The organism is Tunturibacter gelidoferens (assembly GCF_040358255.1).
GTDB classification, from domain to species: Bacteria; Acidobacteriota; Terriglobia; order Terriglobales; family Acidobacteriaceae; genus Edaphobacter; species Edaphobacter gelidiferens.
The window spans coordinates 4,255,925-4,277,361 of sequence record NZ_CP132938.1 but is presented as its reverse complement, the minus strand read 5'-3'; the positions used below and the strand labels follow the sequence as shown (position 1 = coordinate 4,277,361).

Here is a 21,437-nt window from a genome sequence, read left to right as displayed (position 1 = left end):
AGAAAGGCTGAGGAAAGCAGATATGGGACCCATGGAGGAGCGGCCGCTCCGCATTCTTGCAGCGGACGACTCGGCGGTGATGCGCGGCGTGATGTGGAAGCTGTTTCAGATGCACGCGGAGGATCGGTCGAGCGAACTGCCGCGCATGGAGTTGTGCGGCGTTGCGTTGGACGGGGTTGATTGCCTGGAGTCGGTAAAGCGACTGTCGCCGGATGTGCTTGTGCTGGATCTCGAGATGCCGAGGCTGAATGGGCTGGAGGTCTTGCGTCGCTTGCAGGTGGAGAGTCCGGGTCTGCCGGTGATCATGTGCAGCGCGCATACGGAACGGGGAGCGAGGTCAACACTGGAGGCGCTGGCGTGTGGGGCCGGAGACTATGTGACCAAGCCGGCGGAGCAGCGTGACTTTGCCTCGGCGATGCTTTCGCTGTCGCAGCAACTGCTGCCGCGGATTGCTGCGCTGGCCAGAGGCGCGAAACGGAAGCAGGAAAGTGGTGTCGCGCGGGGTGGGGCGGGCGATGCCCGCGAGGCTCCGACTGGAGGGGTGCCGTCGAAGACGTCCTCTCCGATTGAGGTGGTGGTGATTGGATTGTCTACTGGAGGGCCTTCTGCACTGGAGCAGTTGTTGCCGAGACTGCCCGCAGATTTTCCTGTTCCTGTGTTGATCGTGCAGCATATGCCTAAGCTGTTCACGGGCGCGTTGGCAGAGCGGTTGGACAAATGCTGTTCTCTGCGAGTGAAAGAGGCCTATGAGAACGCGATGATTCGGCCGGGCACGATCTGGCTGGCGCCTGGAGATGCGCACATGGAGGTCGGCCCGGGCAACGGATTGACGGACAGGCGGGAGGGAAGTCTCGCGGGACGGAGCAGCAGGGTTCGGCTGCATCAGCGGGAACCGTTGAATCACTGCAGGCCGGCGGTGGACTATCTGTTTTTTTCTGCGGCGCGGATGTACGGTGCATCGACGCTGGCGCTGGTGATGACGGGCATGGGCGCCGATGGGCTGGATGGAGCGCGAGCTGTTCATGAACGCGGGGGGGTGGTGTTGGCGCAGGATGAGGCAAGTTCCGCCGTGTGGGGCATGCCGGCGAAGGTGGCCGAGGCTGGTATCGCCAGTGCAACGCTTCCGCTTTCGGAGATTGCGGACGTGCTGAAGCAGAGAGTTGACGTGGGAAGATTGACGAAGATGGATATAGCACGCCATGCGGCATCGGCGATGGTGCCGCGGAGGGAGATGAACGATGGCCTGCTCTGATACGGACTACGCCTACCTTCGTGAGCTGGTGCTGGAGCAGTCGGCGAATCTGATTGATCCGTCGCGCAATGCTCTATTTGACACGAGGTTGACACCGATTGCGCGGTTGTCGGGCGCGGATAATCTCGAGGATTTTGTGAATATGTTGAAGGCGGGAAGGCCGGCTCATCTACATCGCGCGGTTGCTGAGGCGATGACGATCAACGAGACGAGCTTCTTTCGCGATATGAGGCCGTTTGAGATGCTGCGGCAGATTGTTATTCCGCGACTGATCGAACGGCGAGCGGAGACGCGGCGGCTGCGCATATGGAGCGCGGCGAGTTCGACGGGGCAAGAGGCTTACAGTCTGGCGATGATGATCTCGGAGCATTTTCCTGAGCTGGCGAGCTGGGATTTAAAGATTGTCGGCACCGATATCTCGCGGCAGGTTGTCGACTATGCCCAGAAGGGGAGATATCGTCGGCTGGAGGTGAATCGAGGTCTGCCTGCGCGGATGCTGCTGAAGTACATGACCCGGCATGGAGAGGAGTGGGAGGTTAGTCCGCAGATCCGGTCGATGTGCGAGTTTCACTATGCCAACCTGTGTGCTCCGTTGCCTTTGTTGCCGACTTTTGATTTGGTGTTGTTGAGAAATGTGCTGCTTTATTTTTCTCAGCAGGATCGAAGGGCGCTGTTCGGGGAGATTTACCGGAAGCTGTCTCCTGCCGGGTACCTGGTGTTGGGGAATGCGGAGCAGGCGGAGGATTCTACGAATCTTTTTGAGGTGGAGTTTGGGGCGGACTGCTATTTCTATAGTCCGGTGAGCGCGAGTTGAGTGGATCGATGACAGGTCTAGGACTGGACCTAAGGGCTTAGGCGCGCATCCAATAGTGTGCGGTAGTTATGCTGCCGAGAGCGCACACTTTGACCATGCCGCCAAAGACTACTAAGCCTTCTAAGTCGAAGAAGAAGATCGTACCGGAGAAGACGGAGCCGTTGCTGCCTGAGAATCTCAGCGGTGAGGCGGCGCTTGCGCTGTTTCATCCGATAACGGCGAAGTGGTTTCGGGCTGTGTTTGATGCGCCGACGGCTCCGCAGGTGGAGGGTTGGCCGGTGATTGCTCGTGGAGAGTCGACGCTGATACTTGCGCCGACGGGCACGGGGAAGACGCTGACGGCGTTTCTGTGGTGTCTCGACAGATTGATGATGCGGACGGCTCTTGAGGCTGAGAGAGGGTGCAGGGTGGTGTATCTTTCACCGCTGAAGGCGCTGGCGGCGGATGTGGAGCGCAATCTCAGGTCTCCTCTTGTGGGGATCGCGAACATGGCGAAGCGCGAGGGCGTCGCGGTGCGGATGCCGGAGATTAGTGTGCGAACGGGGGACACGTCGCAGAAGGAGCGTGCGCGGTTTCGCAAGCATCCTGGCGACATTCTGATTACTACGCCGGAGAGTCTGTATCTGTTGCTGACCTCAGAGGCGGGTGAGTCGCTGCGGGCGGTAGAGACGGTGATTGTGGATGAGATTCATGCGCTGGTTCCGAGCAAACGCGGGGCGCATATGGCGCTGTCGCTGGAGAGGCTGGAGGCGTTGACTGGGAGGAGGCTGCAGCGGATTGGGCTGTCTGCGACGCAGAGGCCGCTTGAGGAGGTGGCGCGTTTTCTTGGCGGTGCGGAGACCACTGAATATGTAGCGAAGAAAGATACAAATTTGAGCCACGCTGCGGAGGCCGACGCGGAGACTGCCAGTGTGTTGATGGAGGTGGCTGGTCGAGAGGACACGCAGGTAGATGTGGGGGCTGGTGCGGCGAGATTTCGTGCGGTGACTGTGGTGAACGCCGGTGCTCGAAAGCTGCTGGAGTTGAAGGTCGAGGTTCCAGTTGAGGATATGGCGCGGCTGGGGGAGATTCAGGAGCAGCCAAGCGGGCCTGCTTCGCAGGGGCCGAAGAGGACTTCGATCTGGCAGTCGATTCATCCGCGACTGCTGGAGATTATTCAGGGGCGGACCTCTACGCTGATCTTTGTGAATGCGCGAAGGGTGGCGGAGCGGTTGGCCGGCGCGCTGAATGAGCTTGCGGGAGAGCAGATTGCACGGGCGCACCATGGCTCGCTTGCGGCTACACAGAGGACGGAGATTGAGGAGCTGCTGAAGGCGGGAAAGATCAAGGCGCTGGTGGCTACGTCTTCTTTGGAGCTGGGGATCGACATGGGGGCGATCGATCTGGTGATTCAGATTGAGGCGCCGCCCTCTGTGGCTAGCGGGATGCAGCGGATTGGAAGAGCGGGGCACCAGGTGGGCGCGCCGTCGCATGGGATTATCTTTCCGAAGTATCGGGCTGATTTGATTGCGTGCGCGGCGGTAACGCGGGCGATGCATGAGGGCCATGTGGAGTCGACGCGATTTCTGCGGAACCCGCTGGATGTGCTGGCGCAGCAGATGGTGGCAGTGATCGCTCATCCACCGTTGAACGTCGGAGATGCGGAGCGACGGACGAAGCATAAGACGGAGGAAGAGGAGAGCCCGGGGATCAGCTACGCTGCGCTGTTTGCGCTGGTGCGGGGTGCGGCTCCGTTTGCGGGGTTGATCCAGAGTGTCTTCGATGGAGTGCTGGATATGCTGGCGGGGCGGTATCCGTCGGATGAGTTTGCTGAGCTGCGTCCGAGGATTACGTGGGACAGGACAAGGAACTGGATTACTCCTCGGGCAGGGGTGAAGCGGATTGCGATTTTGAACGGTGGGACGATTCCTGATCGTGGGACGTATGGGGTGTTTCTGGCAGGGCAGCGATCGAAACCGGTGCGGGTGGGTGAGCTGGATGAGGAGATGGTCTTCGAGAGTCGGACGGGGGATACCTTCATCCTTGGGGCTTCGACGTGGAGGATCGACGAGATTACGCATGACCGGGTGCTGGTGACGCCGGCGCCGGGTGAGGCGGGGAAGATGCCATTCTGGCATGGGGATCAGGCTGGGCGGCCGCTGGAGTTTGGACGAAGGATTGGGGCGCTGGTGAGGGAGTTGCGGGATGCTCCGCGGAGCGTGGCGATGGCTCGGCTGACGACGGAGCATGATCTGGAGCCGGGGGCGGCGGAGAACGTGTTGCGCTATCTGGCGGACCAGGAGTTGGCTACTGTCGTTGTTCCTGATGACCGGAATATTGTGATTGAGCGCGTCAGGGATGAGCTGGGGGATTGGCGGGTGTGCGTGCTGACTCCCTTTGGCAGTCGGGTGCATGCGCCGTGGGCGATGGCGGTGACGGCGAAACTACGCGCGGGGAACGGGCAGGAGGTGGAGACGATGTGGTCGGAGGATGGCTTTGTGTTGCGCTTTCCCGAGACCGAAGAGGCTCCTGCGATTGAGCCGATTTTGCTGGAGGCTGAGGAGGCGGCTGAGCTGGTGTTGCGGCAGTTGGGGTCGACGGCTTTGTTTGCGGCGAAGTTCCGGGAGAGCGCGGCGCGGGCTCTGTTACTGCCGAGGAGGAGGGCGGATGGACGGACTCCGCTGTGGCAGCAGAGGAAGAGAGCGTATGACTTGTTGAGTGTGGCGAGCCAGTATGCTTCGTTTCCGATTGTGCTGGAGGCTTACCGGGAGTGTCTGCGGGATGTATTTGATATGCCGGCATTGATGGAGACGTTGAGGAATATTGGTAGCCGGGCGCTGCGAGTGCATACGGTGGATTCGCGGACGCCTTCACCGTTTGCTTCGGCGTTGTTGTTCAGCTATGTGGCGAACTATATCTATGACGGGGATGCTCCGCTGGCTGAGAGACGGGCGCAGGCGCTTTCGATCGATCAGGATCAGTTGCGCGAGCTGATGGGGGATGCGGATCTTCGGGAGTTGCTTGATATTAATGCGATTGAGGAGACGGAGGAGCAGCTGCAGTGTGTGGCTGAGGGTTATCGTGCGCGGAATATGGATGGCGTGCATGATCTGTTGCTGCGGCTTGGGGACCTGACGCGGGAGGAACTGCGCTCTCGATGTGTAACGGATGAGGTTGCAGAAGCGGTAGGGAAGCTGATGCGGGCTCGTCGAGTGCTCGAGGTTCAGATTGTAAGGGAGAAGCGGTTGATTGCGGTGGAGGATGCGGCGCGGTATCGGGATGCGTTGGGTGTGCCGCTGCCGCCAGGATTGCCGGGTGCGTTTTTGCAGGAGATGCCGGATGCGCTGCTGGACTTGATGAGGAGATTTGCGCGGACGCATGGTCCATTTACGACGCCTGAGGCGGCGGGGCGATTTGACCTGCCGATGGAGAGTGTGGAGGCTGTGCTGCAGCGGTTAATTGAGAGTGGCAAGGTGGTGGAGGGTGGATTCCGGCCGGGTGGAATTCATCGGGAGTGGTGCGACAACGAGGTGCTGCGATCGATTCGGCGGAGGTCGCTGGCTCGGTTGCGGAAGGAGGTCGAGCCGGTGGAGCAGAGGACGCTGGCGCGGCTGTTTACGCGGTGGCAGGGTGTGGTGCAGCCGCGGCGGGGACTGGATGCGCTGCTGGATGTGATTGAGAATCTGCAAGGAGCACCGTTGCCGGCTTCGATTCTGGAGACGGAGATTCTGCCGACGCGATTGGTGGGGTATAAGAGTTCAGATCTGGACACGTTGATCGCCGCGGGAGAGGTGGTCTGGGTTGGGTTTGATCCGATTGGCGAGAGAGATGGTCGGATTGGGCTTTATCTTGCAGAGAAGCTGCCGATGCTTTGGCCGATTGGACGGTCGGTGATGCAGCAGAAGGAGCGGGGAGTTGGTTCTACTCAGAGCGATGACCCAGCTGCGCTGAATGAGAGAGAGACCGCGATTGTGGAGTATTTGAAGGGGCGCGGAGCTTCGTTTTTTCAGGATCTGCATGATGGAGTGGGGGGCGGGTATCCGGGTGAGACGCTGGAGGCACTTTGGAGCCTGGTGTGGCGCGGGATGCTGACTAATGATGGCTTGGCGGCGTTGCGTGCGTACTGCGAGAGGCCGGCGGCGAGTGGCTCGAGAAAGCCAGCGCGGAGGGTGCATCAGCAGACGGGGTTCAGGTCGAGAAGGACGACTCCGCCTACGGCGCAGGGACGATGGGCGTTGAATCCTGCTGCGTTTGCGATGGAGAGATCGGCGACGGAGTGGAGTCATGCGATTGCGCAACAGTTGCTGACGCGCTATGGCGTGGTGTTTCGCGAGACGGCGCATGCGGAGAATCTGCCGGGTGGGTTTTCGGCGATCTATGACGTGATGAAGGCGCTGGAGGAGAGTGGAAAGATTCGGCGGGGATATTTTGCAGCGGATCTGGGGGCGACGCAGTTTGCGCTGCCGGCTGCCGTGGATCTGCTGCGGTCGCTGCGGGTTTCGAACCAGGGCGATAAGACGGAGATGCTGCAACTTGCGGCGACCGATCCGGCGAATCCTTATGGGGCTTTGATGCGGTGGCCTGCGGCTCCCGAGGAGGGAACTTCTTTGACGCGGAGTGTTGGGGCTCGGGTGATTCTTTGCGATGGGGCGTTGGTGACTTATCTGCGGAGGGGGAATCCGAATCTACAGGTGTTTTTGCCGGAGGAGGAGCCGCAGCGATCGCAGGTGGCGCGGAGTCTGGCGGAGTTTCTGGTGTCGCGCGTGCAGGACCAGGAGGATGCGCAGGGCAGGGGTGGGATGTTGATTGCGAGCGTGAATGGGGTTGCGGTGGCGGAGCATTGGATGGCGCGGATTTTGCTCGATGCGGGGTTTGCGGCGGGGGCTATGGGGTTCAATGTGCGGAGAGGATTGCCGCCGCTGCCGGGTATGAGGGGTGAGGTGAGAGCGAATGCCTGAAGGGGACACAATCTATCGGGCGGCGCGGGCGCTTCAGAAGGCGATTGGTGGCAAGGTAGTGACGGGGTTTGAGACTGGGCTGGCGAAGCTGGCTCGGGTGAATGACGATGCGCCACTTGTGGGAAGAACGGTGGAGAGGGTGGAGTCGCGGGGGAAGTGGTGCCTGATATTTTTTTCGGGCGATTTGATTCTGGTTACGCATATGTTGATGAGCGGCAGCTGGCATCTCTATCGGCCAGGAGAGAAGTGGTGGATGGGTAGGGATCGGATGCGGGTGGTGGTTCGGACGGCGGAGTGGGAGGCTGTGGGATTTAATATCCCAGTAGCGGAGTTTCATACGGCGCGATCTTTGGAGCGTTCAAGTCAGGTGCCGAAGTTGGGGCCGGATGTGCTGAGCGATGACTTTACTGTGGAAGGTGGGGTGGCTCGGCTGGCTGGGTATGGGAGGGAGAATCCTGAGGCGGAGATTGCTGTGGTGTTGCTGAATCAGCGGGTGCTGGCGGGGTTGGGGAACGTTTATAAGAGCGAGGTGGCGTTTGCGGCGGGAGTGAATCCGTTTCGCGCGATGAGGACGATTACTTCGCTAGAGAGGGAGGTGATGGTGGAGGTGTCTCGGAGATACATGAAGGCGAATGTGGTGGATGGGTCTTCTTCTCTGGGAGGAGAGGACGGGATTGTGACTTATTCGGGGAACCGGCGGACGACGCACTCGTCGAATCGCGAGGAGAGGCTGTGGGTGTATGGACGGCAGGGGCAAGAGTGCCGGCGGTGTGGCGCGACCGTGATGATGCGGAAGCAGGGGCTGCAGGCGCGGTCTACCTATTGGTGTCCGGAGTGCCAGCCTTGGGTGGGGATGGGCGAGACGGCTGCTCCGGTGGGGAGGGTGGCTGTGGTCCGGCGGGGGAAGATTGGGTGCTAGCTGTCTGTAGTCATGACGTTTCCGAGGATCGCTGCGGAAACGAGTTACGACGGTTCGCGACTTCGCGCGAATGCCCACATCTCAAGATCGAGATATGGGGCACCCGGCTCGGTCGACGTATTGGTGTCCGGAGTGTCAGCCTTGGGTGGGGATGGGGAGTCGGCTGCTCCAGTGGGAAGGGCGAGGGCTGTGCGGCGCGGGAAGATTGGGTGCTAGATAGCTGAGCTTGAGGGCACGATTGTTTATTGCGGTGGCGGGGTGGGTTGCGGCTGCGGTTGCTGTTTGTCTTTATCTTTGCCGCCGCCGAAGATCTTCTGCAGGAAGTTTTTCTTCTTGGGTTGGACAGGCTGCTGGGTGGTGTCGGGGGCGTTGCCGTCGGGTGGGGTGTTAGGTGTGACGCGCACGATGGGGGCGCCGGTGGTGGGCGGCGGTGGGGGTGTCTCTGATTTGCTGCCGCCTATGCCGAGGATCTTCTGGATGAGGTTTTGGGGGCTTTCGCTCATCTGGCTGCAGGTGTTGGTTGGGGCAGTGCCGTCGAGGAAGGCGGCGTAGAGGATGTTGCTGGGGCAGGTGGAGTCGGCCAGGAGGTTCGAGGTCTTGTCGATGCGGGCGGTGGTGATGCCCTCGGGTGGGGAGAAGGGCTTGACGTCGGAGTACTGGGGGAGTTGGATGGCGCGCTTCATGAACTCGGTCCAGATCGGTTCGGCGGCGTGTGCGCCCTCGATCTTGACGTCGGTGTAGTCGTCGTTGCCGACCCAGATGATGCAGATGAGGTTGGAGGTGTAGCCGGCGAACCAGGCGTCGTGACTGGTTCCGGTCTTGCCGGCGGCTGGTGCGGTGAAGCCATGGCCTCTGACGGCGGCGGCGGTGCCGTAGTTCATTACGCCTTCGAGCAGCGACTGGGTGAGGTAGGCGGCGCGAGGATCCATGACTTGCTTGGCCTCGGGAGAGAAGTCGGAGACGATGTCGCCGCTCGCGTTACGGACGGAGGCGAGCATCCACGGGGTAAGGTGGACGCCGTTGTTGGCGAAGACCGTGTAGGCGCCCGCCATGTCGATTGGTGTGGCATTGTAGGTGCCGATGGCAACCGAAGGAGTGCCGCGGGCGTTGGTGATGCCGGAAGAACGGGCCAGCGCGGCAACGTTGTCGAAACCTACCATCTGGCCCAGCTGAACAGTGGCCGCGTTGAGGGAGTGAGCGAGAGCGTATGCTGCGGTGACGTCGCCTTTATAGCCGCTGATGAGGTTCTTTGGCGTGTAGGTTTGGCGGCCATTGTCGTAGGTGAAGGTGGTCTCTTCATCGTTGAGTTGTGTGAGAGCAGTGAAGACGCCCCCGCCGCCGTCTTCGCTGCTGAGCGAGAGGCCGTTGAGGGAGCTGTTGTAGGCCGCGGCGTAGACGAAGGGTTTGAAGATGGAGCCGGTGGGGCGCTGGGAGACGGCGTGGTTGAGCTGGGAGAGGCCGTAGTTGCGGCCGCCTACGAGGGCGAGGATCTGTCCGGTGTGGGGGTTGATGGCGACGAGGGCAACCTGGGGATAAGTGATGGGGCCGGGCTGTTCGCCCTTGGGCGTCTTGTGCAGTTTGCGGACGAGCTCGTCAACGTTCTTCATTCCGATCTCGACGGCCTCGGAGGCGACGCGTTGAAGTTCGGGATCGAGCGAGGTGTAGATGCGGAGGCTCTGGTGGGCGATGTCCTGGTCGCCGATGTGCTTGACGAGCTGGTCGTGGACGAGGTCGACGAAGTAGGGGGCTTCACTGGCGTCAATGTTGGGCGGCGCGAGGCGGAGGGGCTCGGCCTTTGCGGCTTGCGCCTGACTGGCGGTGATGGCGCCGGTTTCGACCATGGAGTCGAGGACTACGTTGCGGCGCTCCATGGCGCGCTCGGGATGCCGGTAGGGGTTGAGGCGAGTGGGTGACTGGATGGTGCCGGCGAGGAGAGCGGACTCGGCGAGGTCGAGCTGCTGGAGGTTCTTGCCGAAGAAGGTCTGTGCGGCCTCACCGAAGCCGTTGATAGCGTAGCTGCCGCGCTGGCCGAGGTTGATCTCATTCGCGTACATCTCGAAGATCTGCTTTTTGTTGAAGCGGGCTTCGAGCTGGAAGGTGATGAGGATCTCGATCATCTTGCGCTTGATGCGCTTTTCGGGCGAGAGGAAGAGATTTTTCGCGAGCTGCTGGGTGAGTGTGGAGCCGCCGCAGGTGCGATGGTGAGTGACGAGGTCGGAGAAGGCGCATTTGGCGATACGGAGATAGTTGATACCGCCGTGGTTGAAGAAGTCGCGGTCTTCGATGGCGATGACGGCCTGCACCATGCGGGGAGGGATCTCGTCGTAGGAGACGAGGCGGCGCTTGGTGCGGTTTTTGTCTTCGGAGAGGGCGGTGATGAGTTGAGGCTCAAGCTCGTAGGCGCTGAGGGTCACTCCGTTTTCGGCAGTGATGCTTTGGACGACTCCGCCGGAGGTGTTGATGGTGGCGCCGTCGGTGTTGTGGTAGCTCTCGGGGCCGGGTTTGATGAAGATGTTGTCAGCGTTGAGCTGGTAGGTGCCGAGGTGGGAGTTGGCGTTGTAGCCTGCCTGACGCAGGTCGGCGGCAATGGCTGCGGCGGAGAGCTTCTGTCCGGCACGGACCTCGCGCGGCGCGGCGTAGATCTGCGAGACGCTGGCGAAGATGGGGCCGGCGGCGATGCGGTCATCGACAACGCGTTGGTAGTGGTAGTAGAAGTAGCCGAAGACGCTGCAGCCGACTACCAGAATGGCAAGCAACGTGATGAGCGCGATGCGTAGAAGACGTGACTCCAGAGCTAGAGCTTTGGTGCCGGTGCGGGCGTTGCTGCCGTATTTGAGTTTGACTGGCAAGATGCTCTTTCGTTGGACGTTTAGAGGCCAGCTGCGGGGAGCGAGTTGTTCAGCGTAGAGGTTATCTGGCCGGATACCTTCGCGGTAACCTCGTTGATGGCGACGTCTTCGGTGACGCTCCGGAGACGGTCGAGAAATTCTACCTTGCCCTCGGCGACTCCGCGACCAATATTGATTCGGTAAGGGATTCCAACGAGATCGGCGTCTTTGAACTTGACGCCTGCGCGCTCGTCGCGGTCGTCGAGGAGGACGTCAACACCAGCGGCTTCGAGGTCCGCTGCTATTTTTTCACCTGCGGCGAGGAGGGCCTCGTCACCAACGTTGGTGATGGTGACGACGACCTGGAAGGGGGCGATGGCGGGGTGAAGAACGTAGCTTGCACCCTGGTTGGCGGCGGCGGAAGTTTCGATCGCCGCGGTGAGGATGCGTTCGATGCCGATGCCGTAGCAGCCCATGATCGGAGTGACCTCTTTGCCGTCACGGTTGAGGACAGAGGCTCCCATGCTTGTCGTGTATTTGTTGCCTAGTTTAAAGATGTGGCCGATCTCGACCGCCGTGCCGAGACGCAGGGGCTGACCGCCGATGGGATCGAGTTCGCCTTCGATGATGTTGCGGACGTCGGCGACGAGGGTGGACTTGAAGTCGCGGGTGGGCGTGACGTTGCGGAGGTGATACTCCTCTTTGTTGGCTCCGGCGATAAGGTTGGTGCGGCCTTCGAGGGCTTTGTCGAGGATGACCAGGGTGCCGGGTTTCTTTGGGTGCGGAGCGGCTTCGAGGCCGATGGGACCGAGATATCCTGCGGGTGCTTTGAAGGTGGCTTCGATCTCTTCGGTGACCATGGGGCGGAGTTCACCGCCGGCCAGGAGAAGGAGCTTTGCTTCGTTGATGGAGTGGTCGCCGCGCAGGAAGACTACGACGGGGCGGAGTTTGCCGAGTTTGGCGTGGTCTGATTCTTTGAGTTCGGCCATATAGGCCATGGTCTTGATCTGATGGACCGGGGCGAGGTTGAGGAAGGCTCCGACCTCGTCGATGGTGCGCTGGCCTGGGGTATGGACAAGCTCGGGGAGGCCGTCGCCGGTGGGGGCGAGGTCATCGACGGGAGCAAGCTGCGAGGTGGCCTTTTCGAGGTTGGCGGCGTAGCCTGAGGCGCTGCTGGCTATGAGATCTTCGCCTGCGTCGGTGTAGACCATGAACTCCTGCGAGGCGGAGCCGCCCATGGCGCCGGAGTCGGCGTCGACGGCGACGAACTGCAGGCCGCAGCGAGTGAAGATGCGGCGGTAGGCCTGATCGTGTTTGTTGTAGGAGATGTCGAGGCCGGCTTCATCGATGTCGAAGGAGTAGGCGTCCTTCATGAGGAACTGGCGGACGCGAAGCAGGCCGGATTTGGGACGGGGCTCGTCGCGGAACTTGGTTTGGATCTGGTACCAGATCTGGGGGAGCTGTTTGTAGCTGCGGAGTTCCTTGCGAGCGATGTCGGTGACGATCTCCTCGTGGGTCATTGCGAGGCAGAGCTCGGCGCCCTTGCGGTCCTTGAGACGGAACATGTTTTCGCCCATGCCGGACCACCGGCCGCTGGCCTCCCAGACTTCTTTAGGGTTCAGTGCGGGGAGCAGGAACTCCTGGCCGATGCGGTCCATCTCTTCGCGCACGATGGCGACGATCTTGTTGACGGAACGATTGCCGAGGAAGAGGTAGCTGTAGATGCCAGCGCCGAGTTGGCGGATATAACCGGCGCGGAGGAGAAGCTTGTGGCTGGCGACTTCGGCATCTGCGGGTGCTTCACGGAGGGTGGGGATAAAAAGTTGAGACCAACGATGCATTGTCAAAAAAGGCGCTTTCCGGCCCATCGCATCGTGGCTGCGTGAGCATTTTAAGATGAGCCTCCATTCTAAACCGGGTGACTTCGGATTTATTTGGGGACGAGGTTTGTTCGGGTTGATGGGGCATGCAATGGGGTTAGGTCTGCATTCTATTCGCTATGTCGTTCATGCGACATACTTTCTATCTTGATAAAGCGTAGAGTCCAATCAATCGCATCTACCCGCCCTGCAATGTGTGGGCAACTCGTCTTTGCGGCTAGAGAGGCGACTCTCGTGCAAAGGACCTCGGGGTGCGAAATAACCACACTATGACTGAGTCACTACCGCGACCAAGAAATCTCATGCTGGCTCAGTTGCCGGATGCCGAGTATGAGGCGTTGGCCAAGTTTCTTGTGCCTGTGGAACTGCCGTTAGGCACGCGTCTCTCCGAACCCAACGAACCTGTCGAGTTTATCTATTTTTTGAATAGCGGCCTGATCTCGACCGATGCGCTAACCGAGAAAGGCGAATCAGTAGAGGTTGGAGTGATTGGCCGTGAGGGATTCTCGGGGCTGCCGGCGCTTCTGGATCAGCCTCAAATGTCGCACTCGGTGTTGATGCAGGGAGTAGGCGAGGGGCTACGAATCCGATCTTCCATCGTGCGCGATCAGTTTTTGAAGGGTGGAATGCTACAGCGGCTCGTACATTCGTTCGCCTATTTACAACTTGCACAGACGTCTCAGTCGGTGCTGTGCAACCGGATGCACGAGGTGGATGCGAGGCTGGCGCGATGGCTGCTCACCTCTGCCGACCGGATGGAATCGGAGTCGTTGAACCTGACGCAGGAGTTTCTGGCGCAAATGCTGGGGGTGCAGCGGTCGACGGTGACGGTGGCGGCCGGAGATCTGCAGAGAGCCGGTGTCATCGGGTACAGCCGCGGAAAGATCAACATTTTGGATCGCCCGGCGCTGATCGGGAGGGCGTGCGAGTGCTACAGCATTGTTACTTCTGCGTACGATCGGATCATTACCAAAAAATTTTTAGCAGAATTGAGTTATGTCGAATAGGAGATTGAAAGGATGCTCGTATTCTGTTAGGCTCACTGGGCGATTGCGTAGACCCAACACACTTCTTGATTTGCTCAAACGCGTCGAAGACGCCCATTCGGAGACGACCGTGCCGAAGATTCTTTTGGTGGGACAGGACGTTCGCTTGTTAGGAACGCGGGCTGCCGTGCTCAGGAAGACCCGCGCCGAAGTGAACTACTGCCTGGGGTCGCAGGCGGTCGGAAGGGTAAAGAGTGAACGGCCGGATCTTGTGGTCCTCTGTCATTCGCTTCTGGAGGGTGAGGTGGAGTCGATCGCAGATGATATCCGTAAGTGTTGCAAGACGACGAAAGTTTTGATGGTTCTATCCGAAGCGGGGACTGAATTTCCGCTTCAGGATGGAAAGTTTGATGCGATTTGTTTGTCACGTCCTGATCGACTCATCGCTTGTGCAAAGGGGTTGCTGGGTGGGCCTCTACCCCATTGTGTGCAGGGAATGAAGGGCAATGGAGAGGCAACGCTGGCTCCCTGATTGGTGCCGAGATTACATGACACTGATTGTTCGATGCGGCTTCGGGATCAGGTGAGTTGCAGGGTCCATAGGTCGTGGAGATGGACGACGCCTTCTACCTGACTACCCGGGCCTACGACGATGAGTGAGGTGATCTTTTTGTCCTCCATGAGGGCCAGTGCTGAGGAGGCCAGGGCGCTGCCTTCAATCGTGTGGGGATGGGAGTTCATGATTTCGGCGGCTGTGTGTTCGAGGGCGTGGGATCCGTCGCGCTCGAGGAGTCGGCGGAGGTCGCCATCGGAGATCATACCGGCTAAATGACCGTCTTTTAGGACGGTGGTCATGCCGAGCTTTTTTCGCGACATCTCATAGATGACCTGCGGCATGGGCGTGGATTCGCTGACCTGTGGGAGGGCATCGCCGGTGTGCATCAGCTCGCGGACGCGGGCGAGCCGTCTGCCGATGCGGCCGCCGGGATGGAGGTCGGCGAAGTCTTCGACCTTCCATTGACGGAGGCGGCTTACTTCGAGGGCGAGGGCGTCGCCGAGAGCGAGCATGACGGTGGTGGAGGCGGTGGGCGCGAGGTTGAGGGTGCAGGCTTCGACAGAGACGCTCGCGTCGAGGAAGATGTTGCTGGCCTGGGCGAGGGTGGAGGTGCCGCAGCCGCTGATGGCGACCAGTGTGGTGTTGAGGCGCTTGAGCGTGGGGAGGAGACGGAGCAGCTCTTCCGTTTCGCCGCTGTAAGAGAGGGCCAGGACGACACCGCCGGAGGTGAGCATGCCGAGGTCGCCGTGAATCGCTTCGGCAGCGTGCAGGAAGTGTGCCGGGGTCCCGGTGGAGCGTAGAGTGGCGGCGATCTTGCGCGCGATGATGCCGCTCTTGCCGATGCCGGTGACGATGACTCGGCTTTGATTGGTAGCGGCTTGAAGCAGATGATTGATCGCCTCGGTAAACGGGGCGAGCAGCGTGGTGTCGAGGCGGTGGGCTAGCTCGTTGAGCGCGGCGGCTTCGATGCGGACGAACTCGGAGGGACGCGGGGAATCGGATGGGGCGGTGGCTTTGCTGGACATAGTGGCTGAACCATGTCGATGCTAGCAGAGGTCTGCGTCGGAGCAAGACTGATGTGCGTTTTCGAGGTTCGGCTACGAGAGGGTCGTGTAACTTGCAGAGAAAGCTGCCGGTGCATCGTTTATGGGGTCTTTGCGTCTAAACTACTGGTGTGGCGCGAGGTTCGTGCTGAAAGGATTTCTCACGTGAAGCGGAGTGGATTGGTCTTTGGTGTGATGGTGGTTGGGATTGCGCTGCTGTTGTGGGCGGGATGGCACAATCTGCGCGAGCGGAGGCTTGCGATGCAGCAGGCCCAGGAGAACCACGTGGTTCTTGTGCCGGAGAAGGCGGGGCCGGCGGCGCAGACAGATTCCCAGTCGCCCGAAGCAGAGGCGATGCAGATGCGTGGCAAGGTTGCCCCTGGCTTCACGCTCGTGACGCTGGATGGTAAGAAGGTTTCGCTGAGCGACTATAAGGGCCGGCCCGTTCTGGTGAACTTCTGGGCGACTTGGTGCGGGCCCTGCAAGGTGGAGATGCCGTGGTTTGAAGAGTTTCGCAAACAGTATGCGGCGCAGGGTTTGGAGATACTCGGGCTGGCGGATGATGTCGATGCGGGCAAGGATGCGATCGCAAAGGTGGCGCAGAAGACAGGGGTGACTTATCCCATTTTGCTCACCGATGGGAAGATCCAAAAGGCTTATGGCGGACCGGATGGGATGGACTATCTGCCGATGTCGTTCTATGTCGACAAGAACGGCGTGATCGTCGAGGAGACGGCTGGGCTCGGAAGCAAGGATGAGATCGAAGCGCACATCAAGAAGATTGTTGCTTCGGGAGCGACGACGGCGGCGGGTGGACAGTGACGGGATTGTTTGCGGGGTTGTTGATCGCGTTGCCAATCGGGTTGGCGGCGCAGCAGGTGGGCAATCTTGATGCTCCGGTCGTGAAGCCGAAGTCGTATGTTGTGTATGGGGCTGATCAGCAGAATGTCGTTGCAGGCAAGCGCAGCGTGGTGGAGCTGCACTTTCGCGTGCTGGATGGCTACCATGTGAACTCGCACACGCCCAAGTCGGAGCTGTTGATTCCGACCAGGATAGAGTTGCAGCCGGCGACTGGAGTGAAGGCTGAGGCGGTTGAGTATCCGACTGGTACGTCCTACAGCTTTAGCTTCGATCCGACGGAGAAGCTTGACGTTTACACGGGGACGTTTACCGTGAGGCTGCCGGTGGTGGCTGAGGCGGGGACGCATAGTGTGGATGGAACGCTTCGGTATCAAGCATGCGATCATGCGGCGTGCTATCCGCCGAAGAGCCTGCCGGTACAGGTAATCTTTACGGCGAAGTAGCTTCGGGCTTGTGCGTCAAGCTGGAAGATTTCTGTTGGTAGGCTCGATACGTCTGACGGTTTTTTTCATGGAGTGGTGGCATCATGGAGGAACAGGACAGACAGGAGCGGGCGGACGGAAATGGAAGAATTTCGAAGGCTGACACGGCTGCCGGCGTACGTATTCAACATTACAAGTGAGCTGAAGGCTGCGGCACGCAAGCGTGGGGAAGACATCATTGATTTCGGGATGGGGAATCCCGACGGTGCCACGCCGAAGCATATTGTCGACAAGCTGATTGAAGCGGCGCAGCGGACGGCTACGCATCGCTACTCGTTGTCGCGAGGGGTGCCGCGGCTGCGGAAAGCGATTTGTAACTGGTACAAGCGGCGCTACGATGTGGATCTCGATCCTGAGACCGAGGCGATTGTTACGATCGGTTCGAAGGAGGGGATTGCGCATCTTTGTCTGGCGGTGCTGGATGATGAGGACACGGTAGCTGTTCCGAATCCGAGCTATCCGATTCACATCTTTGGGCCGGTTATTGCGGGCTCGAAGGTGCAGAGCATTCCTATGCGGGGCGGGACTGCGGAGGCGCTGCTGGAGGAGTTGGAACATGATCTGCCGCGTATGGAGCCGCGACCGAAGCTGCTGATTCTGAACTTTCCTTCGAACCCTACGGCGCAGTGCGTGGAGCTTTCTTTCTTTGAGCGGATCGTCGCGCTGTGCAGGGAGTTGGGGATCTACATTGTTCACGATCTTGCTTACGCGGATATAGTTTTCGATGGCTATCGTGCTCCGAGCATCCTTGAAGTTCCTGGAGCTAAGGAGATTGCGGTGGAGTTCTTTACGCTCTCGAAGAGTTACAATATGCCGGGCTGGCGGGTCGGCTTCATGGTGGGAAACACCAAGCTGGTCGCGGCTTTGGGACGCATCAAGAGCTACTTCGACTATGGGACTTTTACGCCGATTCAAGTGGCGGCAATCTGCGCGCTGGATGGGCCGCAGGAGTGTGTGGCGGAGATTCGCGATATTTACAAGGAACGGCGGGATGTTCTGGTGCCGGGGTTGAATAAGCTGGGATGGCCGGTGGATCTGCCGAAGGCTACGATGTTTGCGTGGGCGAGGATTCCGGAACAGTACAAGGGGCTTGGATCTGTTGAGTTTTCGAAAAAGCTGCTGCTGGAGGCTAAGGTTGCGGTGAGCCCTGGCGTGGGTTTTGGCGAGCATGGGGACGGGCATGTTCGGTTTTCGTTGATTGAAAATGAGGAGCGGACACGGCAGGCGCTGCGGGGGATTAAGCAGATGTTTAAGGCTGGTTGAAGATCGAATTTTGCAAAAATATTTGCCCTGGTGAGAGCCAGGGCTTTTGCTTTTTTGCTGGTGTTTTTGAGGGGTGTTTTGGGAAAATGTGGTGTTTGGCGATGGTGAGTTGTGGTGAGGAACGTGGTGGATTGTGGTGGGGACGTGGTGTTTTGCAGTCGCATTTTCAGGCGCGAAAAATACGCCATGTTTTGAGGTTTATTTTCGGGTTGCGGGTGGGTTTTGAGTGGCGGGTATCGGGGTGCCTTGGTGGAAGGTGATCTGCCATTGGCCGTTGACGTGCGTCCAGATGGAGCTTCGCAAGGACTGGCCGATTGGTTCTCCCGCCGCGTTGCGCCGGGTAGCTTTGTAGGTTGCGAGGATGACGTTGGGGGCTAGTTCTCTGGTTTTGAAGTCAGAGAGGAGGGAGGCTGGGCGGGGTGGTTCGTCTTGAAACTCTTTTGCGAGGTCTTCGAGGATGGCGGCTTTGTCGAAGACTCGGCCTGAGCCACCGAACTCGAGGAAGTCGTCGGCGAGATAGGAGGCGACGGTTTCCGAGTCGCGGCGGACGGTGGGGTCGAGGAGATGTTCTTCGAGGGACTTCAGGTGGTCGGCGATTTGCATAATGAAACCATTTCGGCAGTTTCAGAGATGGAGATAGTCTAGCGTGGCTCAGGGTTTCAAATTTCCTGATTACGGTAGCCGTGACGCTTCGGGGTTCGGGTGAATCCGGCTAATTTACCGTGAGGGTGAAGTTGGTTGAAGCTTTGATTGCGGTGTTCACGGAATCGGTTCCGGTCAGTGTGAGGGTGTAGGTGCTCGCGTTGGGCGGGGGTGTTGTATTGCCGGTTCCGCCGGAACTTCCACCTCCACTTCCTCCGCAGCCCGAGAGTCCCAGGCTCGCTATTGTGATGAACGCGACAGCGAGCCACAGTGATGGGCTGAGTCTTCTTCGTCTTCTCGTAAAGAAGGATCCGCCGACCAGCAGGCCTGCATAGATGACAATTCCTGGCGTGCTGCGCCACTTCGATGACGTTTCTCGTCTCGAAGATGCGTGTGAGGTGAGAGTGCGAAAGCTCGTAGGTTCGCCCGAAACTACGCGAGTACATGCCGAGCCGACGCCGATGTTCAGTGTGGCCGCGTTCGGATTGTTGGTGGTCGATGCGCTGATGAAATAACACACCTCAGAGGTGCCAGTAGACGTAGCGGCGGCGAGAGACCAGGCGACCCTGCCACTGTAGCCTCCAGCGGGTGTTGCGCTGATTGGAATGCTGCCCTGGCTGCCGTTTGCGACCGTGATGTTTGCGGCTGCCACCGTGAAACTGCCGGTCGCTGTCAGGTTCCCGACCTGGAAGGCGTAGGTTGCGATGGAAGGTGAAAGCGTTGCGTCGCCCGGATAGGCGACCGTCAGCAGATGCGATCCGGGGGTCGACGGCTGCGGAAAAGGAAAGGTGATGAGTTGGCCGCCGTCGTTATAGTAAGGAGTCGACGGGAACGCAAGCAAAGGGTTCAAGACAGTGCCATCGAGGGACACCGAAATGCTGCCGGTGAGAGCGGCGGCATTGACAGCAGAGATGGCCGGTTCCACGCTGATTTGAACAGCGATGTCTCCCGGATTATCGGTATAGACAGAATTGATCCGGATTGTGGTCGGCACTAGTTTCGTGGTTGGGCTCGGAGGTAACGCCTTGGCCAACTGGCCGAAATCGACGCTGCCCAGGCCGGTGGCCTCGTCATACCCCGGGGTTGCCGCATATCCTGACTCGCCGGGCGCTGCGCAAGAGGGAGTGGTGGAAGCGCAGGCATTCGTGCCCGAGACAATATCGTGAAATACCGCTGCATACGATGCAGGATTTGATGCCAGGCCGTACAGGATGGGGTTGATGTTTCCCTGTCCTGTTTCCTGCTGGGCCTGGTTGAGGATGGCGATTAGACCAGCGAAGATGGGCGTGGCAAAGCTAGTTCCTCCGGCTACGGGGAAGTTCGTGTTGCTACCTCCCAGTCCATTGGCACAACTGGCTGTCTCCCCTTGTGAGTTCGTCAGGGAAGGGTCGCCGGAGCAGAACAGAAAGCCGGGACTGGCGATGGAGGACTGAAGCGCGACGTCGGGCAATAGGCGATAGGCTCCAGAAGGTATCCCGGGAACGGCGGACTGCCATGTGGGTCTGGAGAAGTGGGTGCTGGCCCCACCCCCACCCGCGGCGATGCCGAACGAAGACGAACCCTCGTTCCAAACCACCTCTGGAACGTAGGAAAGTAGAGAACTGCTCAGGTTTTCGTTGGTGGCGGCTGACCAATATTGACTGGACCCTGGGGCAAAGGTTCCCGTTGCCATCTGGGTTCCGCCAATTGCTGTGACATAGGGACTGTCCGCAGGATAGGAGACCGAGAGAGCCTGTTGCTGCGTGAGCGAGAGCCCTGAAGAGGTGAAATCGACGCAAGCTGTGGAGCCGCTGTCACCCGCAGCAGCGACAATGGTTTGTCCTTGGGCGGCCGCTCGTTCGAAGAGCGCATTTCCCTGATCGAGATCTGTCGCGCTCATCAGCGATTCGCAGACGCCATAACTGATGCTGATTACGGGGGCTATATTCTGGTCGATCGTGAACGCCAGGGCGTCAAAGACATCGTAGTTCTGGTTGGCACCTACATGAACGAAGAATATGTTGGCCTCTGTTGCGATACCGGAGGAGTATTCGAGGTCGATCTCGGACTCCCCCTCATCGCCTGGCGAGATGGCCTCGACACCTGAGCCTGGAACCAGGACAAAGCTGATGTTACCGATGCTGCCCGGCGAGAGGTTTCCCTTGAAGAACGAGACCGCGGAGGTAGTATCCGCATCGGACTGACCGACCACAGCGAGGCCTTGGCCCGAACCCGTGAACCCGCTGCTGTAGAGCGTGTTCAGGTCGTACATTGTGGCGATGTCTTGTGGGCCGAGGTAGTGGGTTTGGGTTGCCAGTGTTGTGTAGTCGGGATGGGGGTGGGTTTGTACTTTTAGGTTTGGCTTGGGGCGGAAGTCGGAGAGGTGGAGGACGGCGGCGGTGACGGGGGTGAGTTCGGCGGGGAGGGTGAGGTCGGCGGCGGGGGCGAAGTGTAGCTCGCCTTCGGTGCGGTAGTTGTGGAGCTCAGTGCCGAAGGCGGCCTGGACCTGCGCGGCGGTGCCGGAGAAGGTGATGCGGTCGCGGCTGCGGGAGACGCTGTCGATGTGAAAGCCGCGGGATACGAGCCAGCTTTGAGTTGCGGCGATGTCCTGGTCGGCGACACCGAAGCGGGTGGCGAAGGTCTCCGGGGTGAGCCATTGGTGATAGAGGGGCGAGGCTGGGTTCTGCTGGGCGGAGAGAAGCTCTTGCAGGGTGGCTTCCTGCGTGGCGGAGCGCTTGAAGACGAGCGTGATGCCGGGGATGGGTGTCTCGGAGGAGAGGGCGCCGAGGTCGTCAGCGGTGTGGACTCTGGGGGTGCGTGAGTTGGAAAGGACTACGCGAGATGCCTCGGTGATGGGGCCTTTTATTCGGGGCTCCGGAGTTTGGGAGAAAGTGGTTTGGGAGGCAGGGGTTTGGGAGAACGAGGGCAGAGAGGAGACCAGCAGGGCCACGGTAAGGAGTGGCAGGAGTACTCGACGAAGGTGCTTCATATGGAG

The 21,437-nt window shown here is 59.9% G+C and carries 14 protein-coding genes; 9 read left to right on the top strand and 5 right to left on the bottom strand.

The annotated features are described in order from the left end of the window. Positions 1-22: 22 nt before the first annotated feature. From RBB81_RS18575 to RBB81_RS18560, 4 genes are all read left to right on the top strand, one after another. Complete coding sequence (locus RBB81_RS18575; protein WP_353071661.1) at positions 23-1,252, top strand: protein-glutamate methylesterase/protein-glutamine glutaminase; 1,230 nt, start codon at positions 23-25, stop codon at positions 1,250-1,252. Further along, complete coding sequence (locus tag RBB81_RS18570) at positions 1,239-2,066, top strand: CheR family methyltransferase (protein WP_179584512.1); 828 nt, start codon at positions 1,239-1,241, stop codon at positions 2,064-2,066. The genes RBB81_RS18575 and RBB81_RS18570 overlap by 14 nt, the downstream gene beginning before the upstream one ends. A 95-nt stretch (positions 2,067-2,161) precedes the next feature. After that, positions 2,162-7,003 carry an Lhr family helicase gene (locus RBB81_RS18565; protein ID WP_353071660.1) on the top strand — a complete coding sequence of 1,614 codons (4,842 nt, stop codon included), beginning with the start codon at positions 2,162-2,164 and terminating at the stop codon, positions 7,001-7,003. Continuing rightward, the gene (locus RBB81_RS18560; RefSeq protein ID WP_353071659.1) at positions 6,996-7,922 is read left to right on the top strand and encodes an Fpg/Nei family DNA glycosylase; all 927 of its coding nucleotides are present in this window, start codon (positions 6,996-6,998) and stop codon (positions 7,920-7,922) included. The genes RBB81_RS18565 and RBB81_RS18560 overlap by 8 nt, the downstream gene beginning before the upstream one ends. A gap of 242 nt (positions 7,923-8,164) precedes the next feature. Here the strand turns inward: RBB81_RS18560 and RBB81_RS18555 are convergent, their stop codons facing one another. Both RBB81_RS18555 and RBB81_RS18550 read right to left on the bottom strand, forming a co-directional pair. Then, complete coding sequence (locus RBB81_RS18555; RefSeq protein WP_353071658.1) at positions 8,165-10,771, bottom strand: transglycosylase domain-containing protein; 2,607 nt, start codon at positions 10,769-10,771, stop codon at positions 8,165-8,167. 20 nt (positions 10,772-10,791) lie between these two features. Next, positions 10,792-12,591 carry a proline--tRNA ligase gene (locus tag RBB81_RS18550; protein ID WP_353071657.1) on the bottom strand — a complete coding sequence of 600 codons (1,800 nt, stop codon included), beginning with the start codon at positions 12,589-12,591 and terminating at the stop codon, positions 10,792-10,794. A 341-nt stretch (positions 12,592-12,932) separates the two neighbouring features. Between RBB81_RS18550 and RBB81_RS18545 the strand changes: the two genes are divergently transcribed. Together RBB81_RS18545 and RBB81_RS18540 are read left to right on the top strand one after the other, a co-directional pair. After that, entirely contained in the window at positions 12,933-13,637 is a 705-nt protein-coding gene (locus RBB81_RS18545) for a Crp/Fnr family transcriptional regulator (RefSeq protein ID WP_353071656.1), read from the top strand. Positions 13,638-13,746: 109 nt separating this feature from the next. Then, the gene (locus tag RBB81_RS18540) at positions 13,747-14,148 is read left to right on the top strand and encodes a hypothetical protein (protein WP_353071655.1); all 402 of its coding nucleotides are present in this window, start codon (positions 13,747-13,749) and stop codon (positions 14,146-14,148) included. Between the two features lie 47 nt (positions 14,149-14,195). On the opposite strand, the gene RBB81_RS18535 is transcribed toward RBB81_RS18540, so the two are convergent. Continuing rightward, a complete protein-coding gene (locus RBB81_RS18535) occupies positions 14,196-15,197 on the bottom strand; it encodes a KpsF/GutQ family sugar-phosphate isomerase (RefSeq protein WP_353071654.1) in 1,002 nt (333 codons plus the stop codon). A gap of 183 nt (positions 15,198-15,380) precedes the next feature. Here RBB81_RS18535 and RBB81_RS18530 point away from each other — a divergent pair, with 183 nt between their 5' ends. The 3 genes from RBB81_RS18530 to alaC all read left to right on the top strand — a co-directional run bounded on the left by RBB81_RS18530 (position 15,381) and on the right by alaC (position 17,821). Then, positions 15,381-16,037: a TlpA family protein disulfide reductase gene (locus tag RBB81_RS18530; RefSeq protein ID WP_353071653.1), complete on the top strand. Its 657-nt coding sequence runs from the start codon at positions 15,381-15,383 to the stop codon at positions 16,035-16,037. Beyond that, positions 16,034-16,519, top strand: a complete 486-nt coding sequence (locus tag RBB81_RS18525; RefSeq protein WP_183787853.1) for a protein-disulfide reductase DsbD domain-containing protein — start codon at positions 16,034-16,036, stop codon at positions 16,517-16,519. Before RBB81_RS18530 ends, RBB81_RS18525 begins: the two co-directional genes overlap by 4 nt. Before the next feature lie 120 nt (positions 16,520-16,639). Next, the gene (gene alaC / locus RBB81_RS18520) at positions 16,640-17,821 is read left to right on the top strand and encodes an alanine transaminase (RefSeq protein WP_353071652.1); all 1,182 of its coding nucleotides are present in this window, start codon (positions 16,640-16,642) and stop codon (positions 17,819-17,821) included. A 198-nt stretch (positions 17,822-18,019) separates the two neighbouring features. On the opposite strand, the gene RBB81_RS18515 is transcribed toward alaC, so the two are convergent. Continuing rightward, entirely contained in the window at positions 18,020-18,424 is a 405-nt protein-coding gene (locus RBB81_RS18515) for a nuclear transport factor 2 family protein (protein ID WP_353071651.1), read from the bottom strand. 109 nt (positions 18,425-18,533) lie between these two features. Continuing rightward, positions 18,534-21,431 (bottom strand): S53 family peptidase, encoded by a 2,898-nt coding sequence (locus RBB81_RS18510; protein WP_353071650.1) that lies wholly within the window; start codon positions 21,429-21,431, stop codon positions 18,534-18,536. Between the last annotated feature and the right edge of the window lie 6 nt (positions 21,432-21,437).

Coding starts and splice junctions, on each gene's coding strand:
- RBB81_RS18575 (WP_353071661.1), top strand. CDS start 23: ATGGGACCCATGGAGGAGCGGCCGCTCCGCATTCTTGCAGCGGACGAC.
- RBB81_RS18535 (WP_353071654.1), bottom strand. CDS start 15,197: ATGTCCAGCAAAGCCACCGCCCCATCCGATTCCCCGCGTCCCTCCGAG.
- RBB81_RS18515 (WP_353071651.1), bottom strand. CDS start 18,424: ATGCAAATCGCCGACCACCTGAAGTCCCTCGAAGAACATCTCCTCGAC.
- RBB81_RS18565 (WP_353071660.1), top strand. CDS start 2,162: ATGCCGCCAAAGACTACTAAGCCTTCTAAGTCGAAGAAGAAGATCGTA.
- RBB81_RS18510 (WP_353071650.1), bottom strand. CDS start 21,431: ATGAAGCACCTTCGTCGAGTACTCCTGCCACTCCTTACCGTGGCCCTG.
- RBB81_RS18545 (WP_353071656.1), top strand. CDS start 12,933: ATGCTGGCTCAGTTGCCGGATGCCGAGTATGAGGCGTTGGCCAAGTTT.
- RBB81_RS18550 (WP_353071657.1), bottom strand. CDS start 12,591: ATGCATCGTTGGTCTCAACTTTTTATCCCCACCCTCCGTGAAGCACCC.
- RBB81_RS18570 (WP_179584512.1), top strand. CDS start 1,239: ATGGCCTGCTCTGATACGGACTACGCCTACCTTCGTGAGCTGGTGCTG.
- RBB81_RS18560 (WP_353071659.1), top strand. CDS start 6,996: ATGCCTGAAGGGGACACAATCTATCGGGCGGCGCGGGCGCTTCAGAAG.
- alaC (WP_353071652.1), top strand. CDS start 16,640: ATGGAAGAATTTCGAAGGCTGACACGGCTGCCGGCGTACGTATTCAAC.